This is a genomic window from Delftia sp. DLF01, assembly GCF_014852125.1.
GTDB lineage: Bacteria > Pseudomonadota > Gammaproteobacteria > Burkholderiales > Burkholderiaceae_C > Comamonas > Comamonas acidovorans.
In genome coordinates this window covers 178,776-194,484 of the sequence record NZ_JACVAZ010000002.1, presented here as the reverse complement: position 1 = coordinate 194,484, position 15,709 = coordinate 178,776, and the positions used below count along the sequence as shown (strand labels likewise).

Genomic DNA, 15,709 nt, shown 5'->3' with positions numbered 1-15,709 from the left:
TGGCATCAGGGCTCCCGGAAGGCTTCGCTCTGGATGCGCAGCACGGGCCGCAGCAAATACCAGATAAAGGGTTCGTGGCCCAGCAGCAGGTCGAGTTCGGCCTGCATGCCGGTGGTGATGCGGTTGTCGGTGCGGCCCACCCAGGGCTGCTCCAGGCTGGCCTGGATGCGGAAGTACGAGGGCGAGTCGGCCAGGTTGGGATCGCGGTCGGCATCGGCCGCCACCAGGGTGACCTGGCCGGGCACCGAGCCGTAGCGCAGGAAGTCGTAGGCCGAGATCTTCACCCGGGTGGCCTGGCCGGGGCGCACATAGCCACGGTCGGCGGGGCTCAGGCGCGCCTCGACGATGACTTCGTCCTTGTCCGGAACGATTTCTAGGATGGGCTCGCCGGGCTTGACCACCCAACCGGCGCCCGAGCTGCGCAGGCCCTTGACGAAGCCGCTGGTGGGCGCCAGCACGGCCGTGCGCGTGCGCTGGGTGCGGGCGCGGACCAGGTCTTCGTTGAGGCTGGCCAGCTCGCGTTCGGTCTGGGCCAGTTCGTCGGAGGCGCGGCGGCGGAAGGCGCCCTGGGTCTCCTGCAGCTTGGCCTGGGCCTGCTCGATCTTGGCGCGGTTGCTGAAAAGCGTCTGGCGCGAGGCGGCCAGCTCGGCCCGCACCTGCTCCAGCGCCCGCTGCTTGTCCAGCACTTCCAGCTGGCCTATCAGCTGCTCGGAGGCAAGCTGGCCGGCAATGGAGGCTTCCTGCTGGTGCAGGCGCAGATTGGTCTCCAGCCCCTCGATGCGCGCCTGCACCTGGGCCACGTCGCCGCGCGCCTGCTGCAGCTGGGCCTGGGCTGCGGCAAGGCTGCCCTGGTGCTCCAGCGCGCGCGCCGAGAAGGCGCCCAGTTCGGCCTGGACCACCTGGGCGTCCAGGTCGGCGGGGAAGGCGGTGCGCTGCAGCGGCCGGCCCTGGCTTTCCGCGCCCAGACGCGCCTTGACGGCCTGGGCCGTGGCCATGCGGGCGGTGAGCTGTTCGAGGTTGAGGCTGTTGCTGCCCAGGTCGATTTCCAGCAGCGGCTGGCCCTGGGTCACGGCCTGGCCTTCGCGCACATGGACGGCGGTGACGATGCCGCCTTCCAGATGCTGCACGGTCTGCACGCGGTCGGAAGGGATGACCTGGCCGCTGGCGACCACCACGTTCTCCACCGGATAGAACAGGCCGGTGACCACCAGGGCGGCGACGGGAATGACGAGCAGCCACTTGCCCCGCGCCAGGGCGGCTCGGCCAGGGGTAGGGGGCGTTGCGCCGGACGCGTCCGCAGGCGGCTGGCCGTGCACGGCTGCCTGCGCTTCGCTCGACTGGCGCAGCACCAGGGGGAGGTCGTCGTAGCGCCCGGCCCTCATGAGGCAAGCTCCTGTGCCACGGCGGGGTGATCGGCATGCGGGGCCGGGTCGGCCGGCGTTGCGGGGGCTGCGGACGCTGCGGGTGCTGCGGGTGCAGCGGGAGCCGCAGGCTCGCGCGCCGTGCCGAACAGTTGGGGCAGCAGCAGCTGGGGCGAGCCATGCTCGATGCCGCCGTCGCCGCGCACATGGTAGAGATGCTGGGCCATGGAGGCCACGCGCAGCGAGTGCGTGACGACGATGACCGTGTGCTTGAGCGCAATCTGCCGCAGCGTCTGCAGCAGCGCGGTTTCGCTCTCGAAGTCCAGGTCGTTGCTGGGCTCGTCCAGGATCAGCACCGAGGGGTTGCGCAGGAACAGCTGGGCCAGGGCCAGCTTGCGCAGCTCGCCGGCCGACAGGCCCGCGCCGCCTTCGCCCAGCACGGTCTGGTAGCCCTGGGGCAGGCGGCTGATGAAGCCGTGCGCGCCCGAGATCTGGCAGGCGGTGACGATCTTGTGGTCGTCGGCATCGGGGTTGACCATGCGCAGCCCGTCCACGATGGGGCCGCTGAACCAGTACACCTGCTGGGCCAGGCAGCCTATCCAGCGGCCCAGCTCGGCGCGCGGGAACTGGGCCATGTCGTATTCATCGATGAAGATGCGCCCCTGCGTGGGCTGGTAGAGGCCGGCCAGCAGCTTGGCCAGGGTGGACTTGCCGGCGCCGTTGCGCCCCACGATGGCGTGCAGCCCGCCGGGTCCGATCTCCAGCGATGCCTGCTCCAGCGCCACATGGCCGCCCGGGTAGTGGAAGCTTGCCTGGTCCAGGCGCAGCCGGCCCTGGGGCCGGGGCAGGTCCACGGTGTCGGTCATGGGCTCGACGGGTTCCTCCAGCACGGCCTGCAGGCGGCGTGCGGCCTCGTTGGCATGGGCCAGCGAGCGCCAGTTGCTGGCCAGCTGCGAGATGGGGCCCAGCGCCTTGCCCGACAGCAGGTTCACGGCCATCAGGCTGCCGATGCTCATCCACTGCGCATTGATGGCAATGGCGCCCACGGTGATCACGGCAATGGAGAACAGCGTCAGCAGCACGGTGCTGGCCTCGCGTGCGTTTTCCATCTCGCCGTTCTTGCCAAAGCTCTCGGCCAGCCAGCGGTCATAGCCGCTTTGCCAGTTCTGGCGTGCGGCGGCGTCGTAGCCCAGCACCTTGAGCGTGGCGCGGGCATTGCAGATCTCGGCCGTGCCCCGGTCCAGCATGCGGGCCTGGGCGATTTCCTCCACGCGGCCGCTGCGCACCTCGTCGGCCCACCACCAGGCCAGCACGCCCATGATGAGCATTGCCACCAGAATCACCGGCAGCACGGGCCAGGCAATGATGCCGATGACCACCAGGGCCAGCAGGGCCATGGGCAGGTCCAGCAGCGAGGTCGCCAGGCCCCCGGACATGCCCGAGCGCATGGCGCTCACGTCGCGGAACAGCTGCAGCCACTGGCTGGAGGAGCGCTGCTCCAGCGCGGCCAGCGGGTGGCGCAGCATGGAGTGCATCAGTGCCTGGGACACGTCGCGGTCGATCATGGCGCCGGCTTCGCGCAGGGCGCGGGCGCGCCTGCGCCGCAGCCACCATTCCACGCCCAGGAAGAACAGCACGCCCGCCACCATGGCCGTGAGGGTGGCGGTGCCGCCACGCGCAATGACGCGGTTGTAGACCTGCAGCAGGAAGATGGACGGCAGCAGGCCCAGCAGACTGATGGGCAGCGACAGCCAGCCAGCCCGGCGCAGCTGGTGCGCAGCCCGGTCGAAGGACTCGGCGATGGCAGATGCAAAAGCCCCCACCGTCTCCGTTCCCGACGGCATCGCCGTGGCCTTGGCCAACTGACGGGGAAGAAGGTATCGGATCATGTTCTGATGGGCTTAGTAAGCATCTTTACAAAATGTAAAGGTACTCGTTTCACAAACACTGTAGCGAGTTATATACAGCCCTCTATAAGTTTTATTCAATCAAGAATGCATGTTCATTTGTTTTTGATGTGGATCAAAGCAGGGAGCCTGAATAGACGCTATTAAATGGCCCCCGTGCCCACTGAAACTATCCCGTATGGCATCGGCCGCCAGGGCAAGATTGGTCGTGGCGCGACCGGCCAACAAAACCGTATCGCCTTTATGGGTAGTTCTCAGCAGCGAGCAAATCAGCTGATTCAGATCGTCATACCAATTGACGTGCAAAAGATCGCCCAAGGCTGCCGCCAGCGGCCTGAGCGGCTCCCCATACAGCAGCACGCGCCGGGCCTGGGCATCCCGCACCAGCGGCTCCAGGGCCAGCTGCGCTGCGTCGATGCTGGCCTGGCCGGGCTGTATGCCCGCCAGCACGATCAGCCTTCTGCTCACATGGGGAGCGACCGATTGCAGCTGGGAAAATGCAGCCGTCATGGACAGTAAGTGGTTGCTCAGGCTGTGGTCCAGCAGGCAGATTCCACTGGGCAGGAGCTGCGGCTGCCCGGCTCCGATCATGGGCTGCCAATGGGCCAGGGAGGCCTGCACCTGTGCGGGCGCATAGCCCAATGCATGCAGGGCCGCCAGGGCCGCCTGCGCATTGAGTGCCATGTGGTGGCCGTCGGATTGCAGGGAAATGCCCAGGCGCAGGCTGCCCATGCCTATTTGCAGATTTCCATTGTGAAACCCCATTTCACGGACCTGTGCATTGCAATGGGGGCCAAACGTGATCAGGCGCAGTCCCATGCGTTTGGCATGCTCAATAACACTGGGGTTTTCACCTATGTCCTGATCGGTGACCAGCGCACTGCCTTTGTGCATGAGCTGCATGGCCTCAAGCACTTCCTGCAATGCTTCGTATTTTCTTTCACCGGACAGACCGGCCTGTCCGGAGGGCTCGGACTCCCCTGAATGGGGGGTGTTATTTATTGAAAGATTAGTAATAACCAGAATATCTGGGTCAATCAGCGGCAGGTCGCCACGCAGTGCCTGCAATGGCAGCTCCAGCAGGGCGCAGGGCGAGGCCTCGCTCCAATTGATCATCTGCAGCGCCGTGCCCTGGGACAGCAGGGCATCGCCACGCGCGTCTCCCCCGTCCTGCAGGCACTGGCGCATCATGCCCAGGGTGGAGGTCTTGCCCACGCAGCCGCTGACGGCGACCACGGGCGACTGGATGCGGCGGCGGGCCGCCTGCGCCAGATTGCGCAGGCCCTCTTCCATATCAGGCACATGCAGCACCGGCACGCCATGGTCCAGCAGCCCCTGCGGGCTGCTGCTGATCAGCGCCGAGGCGCGCAGCGTGGGCAGGGCCGCAGCCTGCACGCCCAGGGCCATGCCTGCACGCCGCACCAGCACGGCGGCGCCGGGCTGGTGGTGCAGGCGGCTGGCATCCAATCCCGCGCAGCCGGTGCCGCTATCTGTGCGGCTATCGGTACTGGGATCTGTGCCGGGCTCTGTCGTTGCATCCAGCCAGCGCCCGCTCATCAGTTCGGCCAGGGAAGCTCTGTCCCAGGACATGGACGGGTACATGGAGCCCGCTGTGGGCGGAAAAGCCGGCTGGCCCGCAGTCTCATCGGCCCGCGACGTGAGGGAGAGTGATGGCCAGGGCGGGGAAGCTTTGGCGGGGCTGTCGCCCGCGCTCAGGGCATGGCCTGCCTGCGCGGGCAGCGCGTCTTCCCCGGATTCGGCCGCGGCATGGCTGGTGGCCGCGCGCAGTGCCTGGGTCAGGGCGTCCAGCAGTTCCAGGCCTGCCAGGCTGGATGCCAGCAGCCAGGCGATTTCGCGCGGGGACTGCAGCACCTGGCGCAGGCTGCCATCGGCAAAGGCTGCATGGCGGCGCCGGGCGGGCGGCAGGTACAGCGCCTGCTCAGGCCAAATGGCGCGCTGGGCCATGCCTTGCAGATGGCGCTGCAGGCTGATCTGCCATTGGCGCAGCAGGTCGGTGGGCTGCGGCTCCAGGCCTGCGTCGAGCTGCAGGCTCTCGACCAGGGCAATGCCTATCCAGCGTGCACAAAGGGCGCCTGCCTTCTCGACACTTTCGCCATCGTCGCCATTGCCGCCATCGTCGTCATTGCCGCCATCGTCGTCATTGCCGCCATCGTCGTCATTGCCGCCCTCCATGCCCAGCAGCTGCGGCAGCGCGGCCTGCAGGAAGGCGGCAGGCAGGGCCGCCGTGTCGGGCAGGGCGCTGCGCGCCGCGCGCAGCGTGGGGCTGTCGCTGGTGGGGGGGCGCGAGCTTGCATAGACATGCATGGCCAGCTCGGCCCAGGTCAGCATGGGCTGGCCGGAGCGGGGTGTGCCGGCTTCAGCGGCATTGGCGGCAGCGGCGGCAGCCTTGGTGGTGCTGGCCGAAGCGGCAGCCATGGACAGCAGACTTTCCGCCAGCGGGTCCATCAGCGCCGGAATGCGGGCGCGGGCCTGGCTGTCGGCTCCCGGCCCCAGGACAAAGCTGTTGCGCAGGTGGCGGGCCAGCACCAGCATGGCCAGCGCGCTGGGCAGGCAGTCGCCGGGCAGTGGCTGCAGCCGTTGCTCCACATGGTCCACGGCCAGCGCAATGGCCTGCGCCAGCGCGGCGCTGCCCGCATGGCGCTGGGCCTGCAGCAGGGCGTAGGTCACGCCCAGGTGGTCGCAGACATCCCCGCAACCGGGCCAGCTTCCGTCCTTGCCCTGCTGCGCCAGCAGTTGCTGCAGCGCAGCGTGCACGGGCACGAGGTGGGGCCAAAGGCGCTGCTCGGGCGGATCGGTGCGGGGCACGGCCAGGGCGGGCTGCTCCCCGCTGATATAGATGCCGCGCAGGTGCAGCAGCAGGCAGGGCGGGTGCAGGGGCCGTTGGGCGCTGCCTGTTTCACTGCCCAGCGGGGGCGGATCTGGCAGCAGGGGCTGCAGCAGCTGCGCACGCTCCAGGCTGGCATCAGCCAGGGCCAGGGAGCGCATGGGCGCCTGGGTCCAGGCGCTGCAGTCCGGCAGCGGACTGTCCGCCTTCAGGGGCGTGATGTCCTGCGCCCAGTCGATGCGCAGATCGACCTCGTCACGCTTGCGGGCCCAGGCCCATTGGCGCACGCGTGTCGCACCCTCGCGCCAGGCAGCCTCCAGCGTGGTGGCGCGCACGTGGAAGACGGAGGCAACCTTGTTCTCGGCCGACACCGTGAAGAAAAGAATGCAGCCGGGGTAGGGTTCGGGCAGCAGCACCATGTGCCGTGCCAGGTACTCCAGGCCATTTGCCAATTGCTGCGACAACATGCTCTCGGCCTCGGTCAGGGTCATTGGGAGGCTGCTCTTCCCGTGGGGACGGGACGCCGGGCTGCGGTGCACCGACCGCGTGCGGATCTGTTCCTTCATGGCGGCCCGGCGGCAGGCGGATGCGGAGCGCGGCGGCTCAGCGGTAGTCGAATTCCACGCGCCGGTTGCGCTGGTGGGCTTCTTCGCTCGTGCCTTCGTCGGCCAGCCGCTCCTTGCCGTAGCTGACGGACTCCACGCGGGCCGGGTTCACGCCCAGCAGCTGCAGGCTGTTGCGCACCGCGTCGGCACGCTTTTGGCCGAGCGCCAGGTTGTATTCGATGCCGCCGCGCCTGTCCGTATGGCCGCGCAGCATCACCGAGCGCCCGGGATTGCTGCGCAGCCACTGCGCATGGCTTTCCACGATGGCCCGGTCGCTGTTGCGGATGGTGTAGGCGTCGAAGTCGAAGTAGACGATGTGGGCGACGTTGGCGGGCCCGCGCTGGTCGGCCTGCGTGGTGGCCACCACGGGCGCGACGCCGGAGCTTGCCGGCGCCGGGGCCGGGGCCTTGCCGAAGGCGTAGTGGTGCTCGGAACGCTGCGTGCTGGTGGTGGCGGTGGATCCGCAGGCGGCCAGCCCTGCGGCCAGCAGCACGATGGTGCACAGCCTGAAAGTGTGTGACATGGAGGATCTCCTGGGACGTGCGCCGCCACCGTGGGGCGGCGGCGCAGGGGATGGATGCGGCGCCCGCAGGCGCCGCGGCCGCTCAGAGCAGGGTGTTGTGGTGCAGTTGCTGCGTCAGCACGCTGGCTGCTGCATCGGCCGTGCTGCTGGCATGGCTGCTGATGGAGGTGGCAATCGGATCCAGCTCGGCGACCGAGGCCGCTGCCGCGTGCGATGTGCCACCCAGCAGGCCACCGAGCAGCCCGCCGCCGGACGATCCCCCCAGCAGCCCGCCCAGCAGGCCGCCGCCGCTGCTGCCGCCACCCAGCAGGCCGCTGACGATGCCGTTGTTGCCGGCCACCGTGTTGACCACGCCGCTGACGATTCCGTTGTTGCCGGCCACGGTGTTGACCACGCCGCTGACGATTCCGTTGTCGCCAGCCACGGTGTTCACCAGCCCGCTGACGACACCGTTGTCGCCGGCCACGGTGTTGACCACGCCGCTGACGATGCCGTGGTCACCAGCCACCGTGTTGACCAGCCCGCTGACGACACCGTTGTCACCCGCCACCGTGTTGACCAGCCCGCTGACGACACCGTTGTCGCCCGCCACGGTATTGACCACGCCGCTGACGATGCCGCTGCCACCGGCCACGGTGTCGAGCACGCCGCTGACGATGCCGTTGTTGCCTGCCACCGTGTCCAGCACGCCGCTGACGACGCCGTTGTCGCCCGTCACGGTGTTCAGCAGGCCACCGACCAGGCCCGATCCGCCAGTGAGGCCACCCGTGAGGCCACCCAGCAGGCCGCCGTCACCGCCCAGCAGTCCGCCAACGATGCCGTTGTCGCCCACCACCGTGTCGAGCAGCCCGCCGACCAGGCCGGAGCCGCCCGTCAGACCGCCAGTGAGGCCGCCCAGCAGGCCGCCGTCGCCGCCCAGCAGTCCGCCAACGATGCCGTTGTCGCCCACTACCGTATCGAGCAGGCCGCCGACCAGGCCGGAGCCGCCCGTCAGTCCGCCCGTGAGGCCACCCAGCAGGCCGCCATCGCCACCCAGCAGACCGCCGACCAGGCCGTCATCGCCGAGCACGCCACCCAGCAAGCCGCCGTCGCCGCCGACCACACCACCCAGCAGGCCATCGCCGCCGGTCAGGCCGGCCAGCACGCCGTTGACGGTGCCGATCACCGGCTGCAGTGCCTGGCCCGGGACCTGCGTCAGACCGTTGGCCAGGTCCGTCACCACACCCAGCGGACCACCGTTGACCTGGGTCACGCCTTCCACCAGGCCCGTGACCACGGACAGGGCGCCGGTGCCGGGGTCGATCAGCGCATCCAGTACCTGGCCCACAGGGGCGCCGGCCGTGCCGCCGAGCAGGTCGCCAACGGTGTCCTGCACCGTGGTGACAAGGCCGTCGCCGCTGCCTGTGCCGCCGCCCGGAACCAGGCCGCCCAGCAGGCCGCCGACCAGGCCGTCTTCGCCAAGCACGCCACCCAGCAGGCCACCGTCGCCGCCCAGCAGACCGCCGACCAGGCCATCATCGCCAAGCACGCCACCCAGCAGGCCGCCATCGCCGCCGACCACGCCGCCCAGCAGGCCACCGTCGCCGCCCAGCAGACCGCCGACCAGGCCGTCTTCGCCGAGCACGCCACCCAGCAAGCCGCCGTCGCCGCCGACCACGCCGCCCAGCAGACCGCCGTCACCGCCCAGCAGACCGCCGACGAGGCCGTTGTCGCCGAGCACGCCACCCAGCAGGCCGCCGTCGCCACCCAGCAGACCGCCGACCAGGCCGTCATCGCTGAGCACGCCACCCAGCAAGCCGCCGTCGCCGCCGACCACGCCACCCAGCAGGCCATCGCCGCCGGTCAGGCCGGCCAGCACGCCGTTGACGGTGCCGATCACCGGCTGCAGTGCCTGGCCCGGGACCTGCGTCAGACCGTTGGCCAGGTCCGTCACCACACCCAGCGGACCGCCGTTGACCTGGGTCACGCCTTCCACCAGACCCGTGACCACGGACAGTGCGCCGGTGCCGGGGTCGATCAGCGCATCCAGCACCTGGCCCACAGGCGCTCCGGCCGTGCCGCCGAGCAGGTCGCCAACGGTGTTTTGCACCGTGGTGACAAGGCCGTCGCCGCTGCCTGTGCCGCCGCCCGGAACCAGGCCGCCCAGCAGGCCGCCGACCAGGCCGTCGTCGCCAAGCACGCCGCCCAGCAGGCCACCATCGCCGCCCAGCAGACCGCCAACCAAGCCGTCATCGCCAAGCACACCACCCAGCAGGCCGCCGTCACCGCCAAGGACACCGCCCAGCAGGCCACCGTCGCCACCCAGCAGACCGCCGACCAGGCCGTCATCGCCAAGCACGCCGCCCAGCAAGCCACCGTCGCCGCCGATCACGCCGCCCAGCAGGCCGCCATCGCCACCCAGCAGACCGCTGACCAGCTCGCCAATGCCGCCTTCACCCAGGCCGCTGCCCAGGCCGGCAATCAGGCCGTTGAGGGTGCCGATCACCGGCTGCAGGGCCTGGCCGTCCACCTGGGTCAGACCGTTGACCAGTTCGGTCAGCACGCCCAGGGGGCCGCCGTCCACGCTGGTCAGGCCTTCCAGCAGGCCGGTGACGACCGAGGCCGTGCCATCGGTGGGATTGGCCAGCGCGTCCAGCAGCTGGCCCACAGGGGCTGCGACGGTGCCGCCGAGCAGGCCGTCCACCACGTCCTGGACCGTGGTGACCAGGCCGTCGCCGCTGCCGCCGCCCGTGCCGCCGGGGATCAGGCCGCCCAGCAGGCCGTCCACCAGCTCGCCGATGCCGCCCTCGCCCAGGCCGTTGCCCAGGCCGGCAATCAGGCCGTTGAGGGTGCCGATCACCGGCTGCAGTGCCTGGCCGTCTACCTGGGTCAGGCCATTGACCAGTTCGGTCAGCACGCCCAGGGGGCCGCCGTCCACGCTGGTCAGGCCTTCCAGCAGGCCGGTCACGACCGAGGCCGTGCCATCGGTGGGATTGGTCAGCGCGTCCAGCAGTTGGCCCACAGGGGCTGCGACGGTGCCGCCAAGCAGGCCGTCCACCACATCCTGCACCGTGGTGACCAGGCCTTCACCCGTGCCGCCACCCGTGCCGCCACCGGGCACCAGGCCGCCCAGCAGGCTGCCGACCAGTCCGCCCAGCCCATCTTCGCCCAGGCCGTTGCCCAGACCGGCAATCAGCTCGTTGAGGGTGCCGATCACGGGGGCCAGGCCTTCGCCGTCCACCTGGGTGAGGCCATTGACCAGCTCGGTCAGCACGCCCAGCGGGCCGCCTTCCACATTGGTCAGGTTCTCCAGCGCGCCGGTCACGGTGGACAGCAGTCCGTCCGTGGGGTTGGCCAGCGCATCGAGCAACTGGCCCACGGGGGCCGCCACGGTGCCGCCCAGCAGGCCGTCCACGACGTCCTGCACGGAGGTGACCACGCCGCTGTCAGGCGTGCCGGGAGGATTGCCCGTTCCGCCGCCCACCAGGCCGCCCAGCAGTCCGCCCACGCCGGCCAGGAGGCCGCCCAGCGCACCGTCTTCGTCGAGCAGACCGCCGAGCACGTTGTCCACTACCGTACCGATGGAGCCGCCGGAACCCGCTTCGTCCAGGCCCTTGAGCAGCTCATTGAGCGTGCTGATCAGGGGCTCCAGGCCCTGATTCTGGATATTGACCAGGCCGTCCACCAGCTCGGTCAGCACGCCCAGCGGCCCGCCATTGGTGCTGGTCAGGCTCTCCAGCAGGCCTGTCACCCCGGACAGCGTGCCGCTGCCGGGATTGACCAGCGTATCGATCAGGTTGCCCACCGGGCCGGCGACCGTGCCACCGGACAGCGCACCCACCACGTCCTGCACGGAGGTGATCAGGCCGTGGCCGTCCGTGGGATCCGTCGGATTGGTGGGGTCCGTGGGATTGGTCGGGTTGGTCGGGTTCGTCGGATCCGTGGGATTGGTGGGGTTGGTCGGGTTCGTAGGATCCGTGGGGTTGGTCGGATTGGTGGGGTTCGTGGGATTGGTCGGATTCGTGGGATCCGTGGGGTTGGTCGGATTGGTGGGGTTCGTAGGATTGGTCGGGTTCGTGGGATCCGTGGGGTTGGTCGGATTGGTGGGGTTCGTGGGATTGGTCGGGTTCGTGGGATCCGTGGGGTTGGTCGGATTGGTCGGGTTCGTAGGGTTGGTTGGGTTCGTGGGATCCGTGGGGTTGGTCGGGTTCGTCGGGTTGGTGGGCTCCGTGGGATTGGTCGGATTGGTGGGGTTTGTCGGGTTCGTGGGGTTGGTCGGATTTGTGGGATCCGTGGGGTTGGTCGGATTGGTCGGGTTCGTTGGGTTTGTTGGATTGGTGGGGTTGGTGGGGTTGGTGGGGTTGGTGGGGTTGGTGGGGTTGGTCGGGTTCGTAGGATCCGTGGGATTGGTCGGATTCGTAGGATTGGTCGGATTTGTCGGGTTCGTGGGATTGGTCGGATTCGTGGGGTCCGTCGGATTGGTCGGATTGGTGGGGTTTGTCGGGTTCGTGGGGTTTGTCGGATCCGTCGGATTCGTCGGGTTGGTGGGGTCGGTCGGGAGCGGGGGCGCCGGATCGTCGTCGCTGCTGTTGGCTGCTGCGATCAGGCCCACGCCGCCCGCGCCGATCAGGCCGGCCAGCAGGAAGTCGCTGAGCACGGAGCCACCGGCTGCGGCTGCGGCGCTTTCCTTGGTGACGATCAGGCCCAGGGCGTCGCCGTCATTGGCGGGTGCCACCTGGACGTTGCCAGAGGCCAGGTCCAGCACCATGGCCCCTGCGCCGTCGCCGTCGCGCTGGGTCAGCGTGGCCTGCGTGCCGCCCTCGAAGGTGCCGACCAGGGTCTGGCCGTCCTTGCCCTGGAACAGCGCCTTGGCGCTGCCGTCGGCGGGCACGATGATCTTGTCGCCCACCTGCAGCGCGCTGCCGGGCTGGGCCATCAGGGTTTCTCCGTTGCGCACGATCTGCACGCCCGGGCTGACCTGGGACATCGTGGCGGGACCGGCGCCCCGGGGCATGAGCACCGCAGCCGCGCCGGGCTGCGTGTTCGATGTGCCCAGCTGTGCAAGCACAACGGTGGAGGGCTGCTGGTCAGCAAACTGCACGGGGCTGACGGTGGTGTTGCCAGTGGGCTGCATCGATTGGGCGGTCATTTGCTCTCTCCAGACAAGGGTTGAAACGACAAGGTCAGACGGTGGCTTGGAAGCCGTGAAATCTGTCGAGCCCTTTTGTGCAACATGCATGCCATGTGCCGGTGGCAGGTCTGGATGGCCTAGGAATCTTCCTAAGATATTGATTTGTATGGTTTTTGTTATTGATCACAATGTCTCAGCAACGGTCTGTTACGGCACACGTTACGTAACGCCGCCCGGTCCGCTCCGTTACCTCGGAGCAGGCTTTGCGCCGTGTTTCATGGCCCTTGTCTCAAGGGCCCATGCAGCGGGGCAAGGTGGCTTTCGCCTATAAAATCGCTGGCTTTTGGCTGCAGGCGCATATCGGCGTGTGCAAGAAGCCCAAAAGCGAACAGGCCCGTCTTCCAACTTTCATTGCGTAGAGAGCGCCCATATGCTGATTTCGTCCAGAGTTCCGTCGCGAGTGCCGGGTCGTACCTATTTGCGGATAGCCCGACCTGTGGCCATTGCCGCCTTCAGCCTGGGGGCCGCTTTGTGCGGGGCGTTTGCCCATGCGTCGCAGGAGGCGGTGGACGAGGTCTCCCGGCTGCTGGAGCAGGGCAAGGCGCCCCAGGCCGCCAAGCAGGCCGAGGCCTACCTCAAGCAGAACCCGGCCGATGTGCAGATGCGCTTTCTGCAGGGCGTGATCGCGGCGGAGCAGCGCCAGAACGCCCAGGCCATCAAGATCTTCACGGCGCTGACCCGTGATTACCCCAGCCTGCCCGAGCCCTACAACAACCTGGCCGTGCTGTACGCCGCCGAGGGCCAGGAGCGCAAGGCCTCGGAAGTGCTGGAGCAGGCCATTCGCACCAACCCCAGCTACGCCACGGCGCATGAGAACCTGGGCGACCTGTATGCGCGCATGGCCAGCGATGCCTATGCCAAGGCCTTGCAGCTGGACGGGTCGCGCCAGGCCATCCAGCCCAAGCTGGCCCTGATCACGCAGATCTTCCCCAAGCAGGGCGGCGCCCAGGTCAAGACGGCCCAGGCCACGGCAACGGCCGCTTCGACCAAGGTGGCCGATGCCAAGGCAGCCCAGGCCCGCGAAGCCGACGCCAAGCTGGCCGAGACCCGCGCCGCCGAAGCCAAGGCCGCAGAGGCCAAGGCTGCCGAATTCAAGGCCGCTGAAGTGAAGGCCGCCGATGCCAAGGCCGCCCAGGCCAAGGCGGCGGAAGCGAAGGCTGCAGAAGCCAAGGCTGCCGAGGCCAAGGCTGCAGAAGCCAAGCTGGCCCAGGCCAAGGCGGCGGAAGCCAAGGCGGCAGAGGCCAAGCTGGCCCAGGAAAAGACAGCTCAGGCAGCACAGGACAAGGCCCGCGCGGCCGAGGAAGCCAGGCAGGCAGCGGCCAAGGCCGCCGCTCCGGCTACCGCAGCAGCCGCCACCGCCGTGGCCGCCGCCGAGCCTGCCAAGGCAGCGCCTGCCGTCGATGAGAAGAAGGCCGCACAATCGGCTGCCGCGCAGGAAGTGGAAGCCGCCGTCAAGGCCTGGTCCACCGCATGGGCCGGCCAGGACATGGACCGCTACCTGGACGCCTACAGCGACCACTTCTCCCCGGCCGATGGCAGCAGCCTGGCCAAGTGGAAGGAACAGCGCCGCCAGCGCATCGTTGGCCGCACCGCCATCGTCGTCAATGTGCGCGACCTGAAGGTGACCGTGGATGGCGACAAGGCCACGGCCCAGTTCCGCCAGTACTACGCATCGGGCGCGCTCAAGACCACTACCCGCAAGACCCTGCGCATGCAGCGCGAAAAGGGACAATGGCGCATCACCCATGAAGGAACCGGCTCCTGATGCCTGAAAAAGCGCGTCCCCTGGCACTGCCACCCACCGGCCTGCTGCGCCTGCATGCGCGGGCCGCCGGGGTGGCCGTGCTGCTGGTCGCGCTGTCCGCGGTGTCCTTCAGCCCGGCAGCCCATGCCAGGCAGGCCAAGGCCAAGGCCTCCAAAACGGCAGCTGCCAAGCCTGTCTCCTCCAAGCCTGCCTCCGGCAAGGCGGGCGCAGCCAGGCTGCGCGCGGCATCGGGCAAGCCCGCCCTGGCCGCCGCTGCGGTGGCCACGGCGGGCGGCGCCGCTGCCGCAGCAGCGACCCATGCCAAGGCCGCCGCCCCCGCACAGCAAAGCCAGGCGGAGGCCCGCCTGCTGGCCATCATCCGCCAGGTGGAGCAGCGGGATCTGGACGGCGCGCTGAAGGCCGCCGGTGATCTCACCGCCGAGGTTCCCAATTTCCGCGCAGCCCAGCTGGTGTATGCCGACCTGCTGCGCTTCAAGACCGGCCGTGCCGGCGAGGTGCTGGCGGGCACGCCCGTCGCCGCCTCCTCCGCTCCCGGCCATCCGGGCCAGGGTGTGCTGGTGCGGCACAACCTGTCCGTGGGCAGTGTCGCGCGGCTGGAAGGCCCGGCCAGTCCCACGCAGGCCCAGCTGCAGGATCTGCAAAACGAACTCAAGCGCCGCCTGCAGGCCGACAGCGGCGCGCCGCCCGCGGGCTCCGTTCCCGGCGAGTTCCTGATGCTGGGCGCGTCGGTGCGGCATGCGATTGCCATCGACGCCAGCAAGTCACGGCTGTACCTGTTCGCCCATGAGGCGGGCGGGCTGCGGCTGGTGGGGGATTTCTATGTCTCCGTGGGCAAGCTGGGCACGGACAAATGGCAGGAAGGCGACCAGCGCACGCCGCTGGGCATCTACTTCGTGGGCCGCCACATCCCCGGACCCCGGCTGCCGGAGTTCTATGGCAAGGGTGCGCTCACGGTCAACTTCCCCAACGACTGGGACAAGGCCGTGGGCCGATCGGGCAGCGGCATCTGGCTGCATGGCTCGCCGCCCGACCAGTTCTCGCGCGCGCCCGAGGCCAGCGATGGCTGCCTGGTGCTGGCCAACCCCGACCTCACCTTGCTCATGCAGACCGTGGACCGGCAGACGCCGGTGCTGATCCGCGAAAAGCTGCAGTGGGTGCCCCCCAAGGCCCAGGCCCAGCAGAAGGCGGCAGATGCCTTTGTGCGTGTCGTCGAGGAATGGAAGAGCGCCTGGGACGGGGCCGACCCGCGCAAGCTGGCCGCGCTCTACGCGCCGGACCTGCTGCAGTCGCCCGCCTCGCGCGCATCGCAGGAACGGCTGGCTGCCTACCTGAACCGCCCCGGCGTGACGCTGCAGGACCTGTCCATCTATTCCTGGAAAGATGCCAAGGGGGAGATCCGCGTGGTCAACCTGCGCGCCAGCAGCAAGGCCTTCGCCGAAGGCCTGCCGCTGCGCCAGTACTGGCGCAAGACGGGCGGGCGCTGGCAGCTCTTTTCCGAAGACGTGATGGGCTGAACCGGGCCGAGCCCGGTTG

7 protein-coding genes are annotated in these 15,709 nt (G+C 69.0%); 2 read left to right on the top strand and 5 right to left on the bottom strand.

Features of this window, described 5'->3' with window-relative positions:
- Positions 1-5 precede the first annotated feature (5 nt).
- The 5 genes from IB269_RS09240 to IB269_RS09220 all read right to left on the bottom strand — a co-directional run bounded on the left by IB269_RS09240 (position 6) and on the right by IB269_RS09220 (position 12,369).
- Entirely contained in the window at positions 6-1,382 is a 1,377-nt protein-coding gene (locus IB269_RS09240; RefSeq protein ID WP_141829722.1) for an HlyD family type I secretion periplasmic adaptor subunit, read from the bottom strand.
- Positions 1,379-3,250, bottom strand: coding sequence for a peptidase domain-containing ABC transporter (locus IB269_RS09235; protein WP_192367006.1), 1,872 nt, complete (start codon positions 3,248-3,250; stop codon positions 1,379-1,381). Before IB269_RS09235 ends, IB269_RS09240 begins: the two co-directional genes overlap by 4 nt.
- A gap of 99 nt (positions 3,251-3,349) precedes the next feature.
- On the bottom strand, positions 3,350-6,604 hold the full coding sequence (locus IB269_RS09230; protein WP_225614068.1) for a Mur ligase: 3,255 nt from the start codon (positions 6,602-6,604) through the stop codon (positions 3,350-3,352).
- Between the two features lie 112 nt (positions 6,605-6,716).
- Positions 6,717-7,241, bottom strand: coding sequence for an OmpA family protein (locus IB269_RS09225; protein ID WP_012204004.1), 525 nt, complete (start codon positions 7,239-7,241; stop codon positions 6,717-6,719).
- A gap of 82 nt (positions 7,242-7,323) precedes the next feature.
- Positions 7,324-12,369 (bottom strand): hypothetical protein, encoded by a 5,046-nt coding sequence (locus IB269_RS09220; RefSeq protein WP_192367005.1) that lies wholly within the window; start codon positions 12,367-12,369, stop codon positions 7,324-7,326.
- A 478-nt stretch (positions 12,370-12,847) separates the two neighbouring features.
- Between IB269_RS09220 and IB269_RS09215 the strand changes: the two genes are divergently transcribed.
- Both IB269_RS09215 and IB269_RS09210 read left to right on the top strand, forming a co-directional pair.
- Positions 12,848-14,176: a tetratricopeptide repeat protein gene (locus IB269_RS09215; RefSeq protein WP_318652148.1), complete on the top strand. Its 1,329-nt coding sequence runs from the start codon at positions 12,848-12,850 to the stop codon at positions 14,174-14,176.
- On the top strand, positions 14,176-15,690 hold the full coding sequence (locus IB269_RS09210) for a L,D-transpeptidase family protein (protein WP_192367003.1): 1,515 nt from the start codon (positions 14,176-14,178) through the stop codon (positions 15,688-15,690). The genes IB269_RS09215 and IB269_RS09210 overlap by 1 nt, the downstream gene beginning before the upstream one ends.
- The last annotated feature ends 19 nt before the right edge of the window (positions 15,691-15,709 follow it).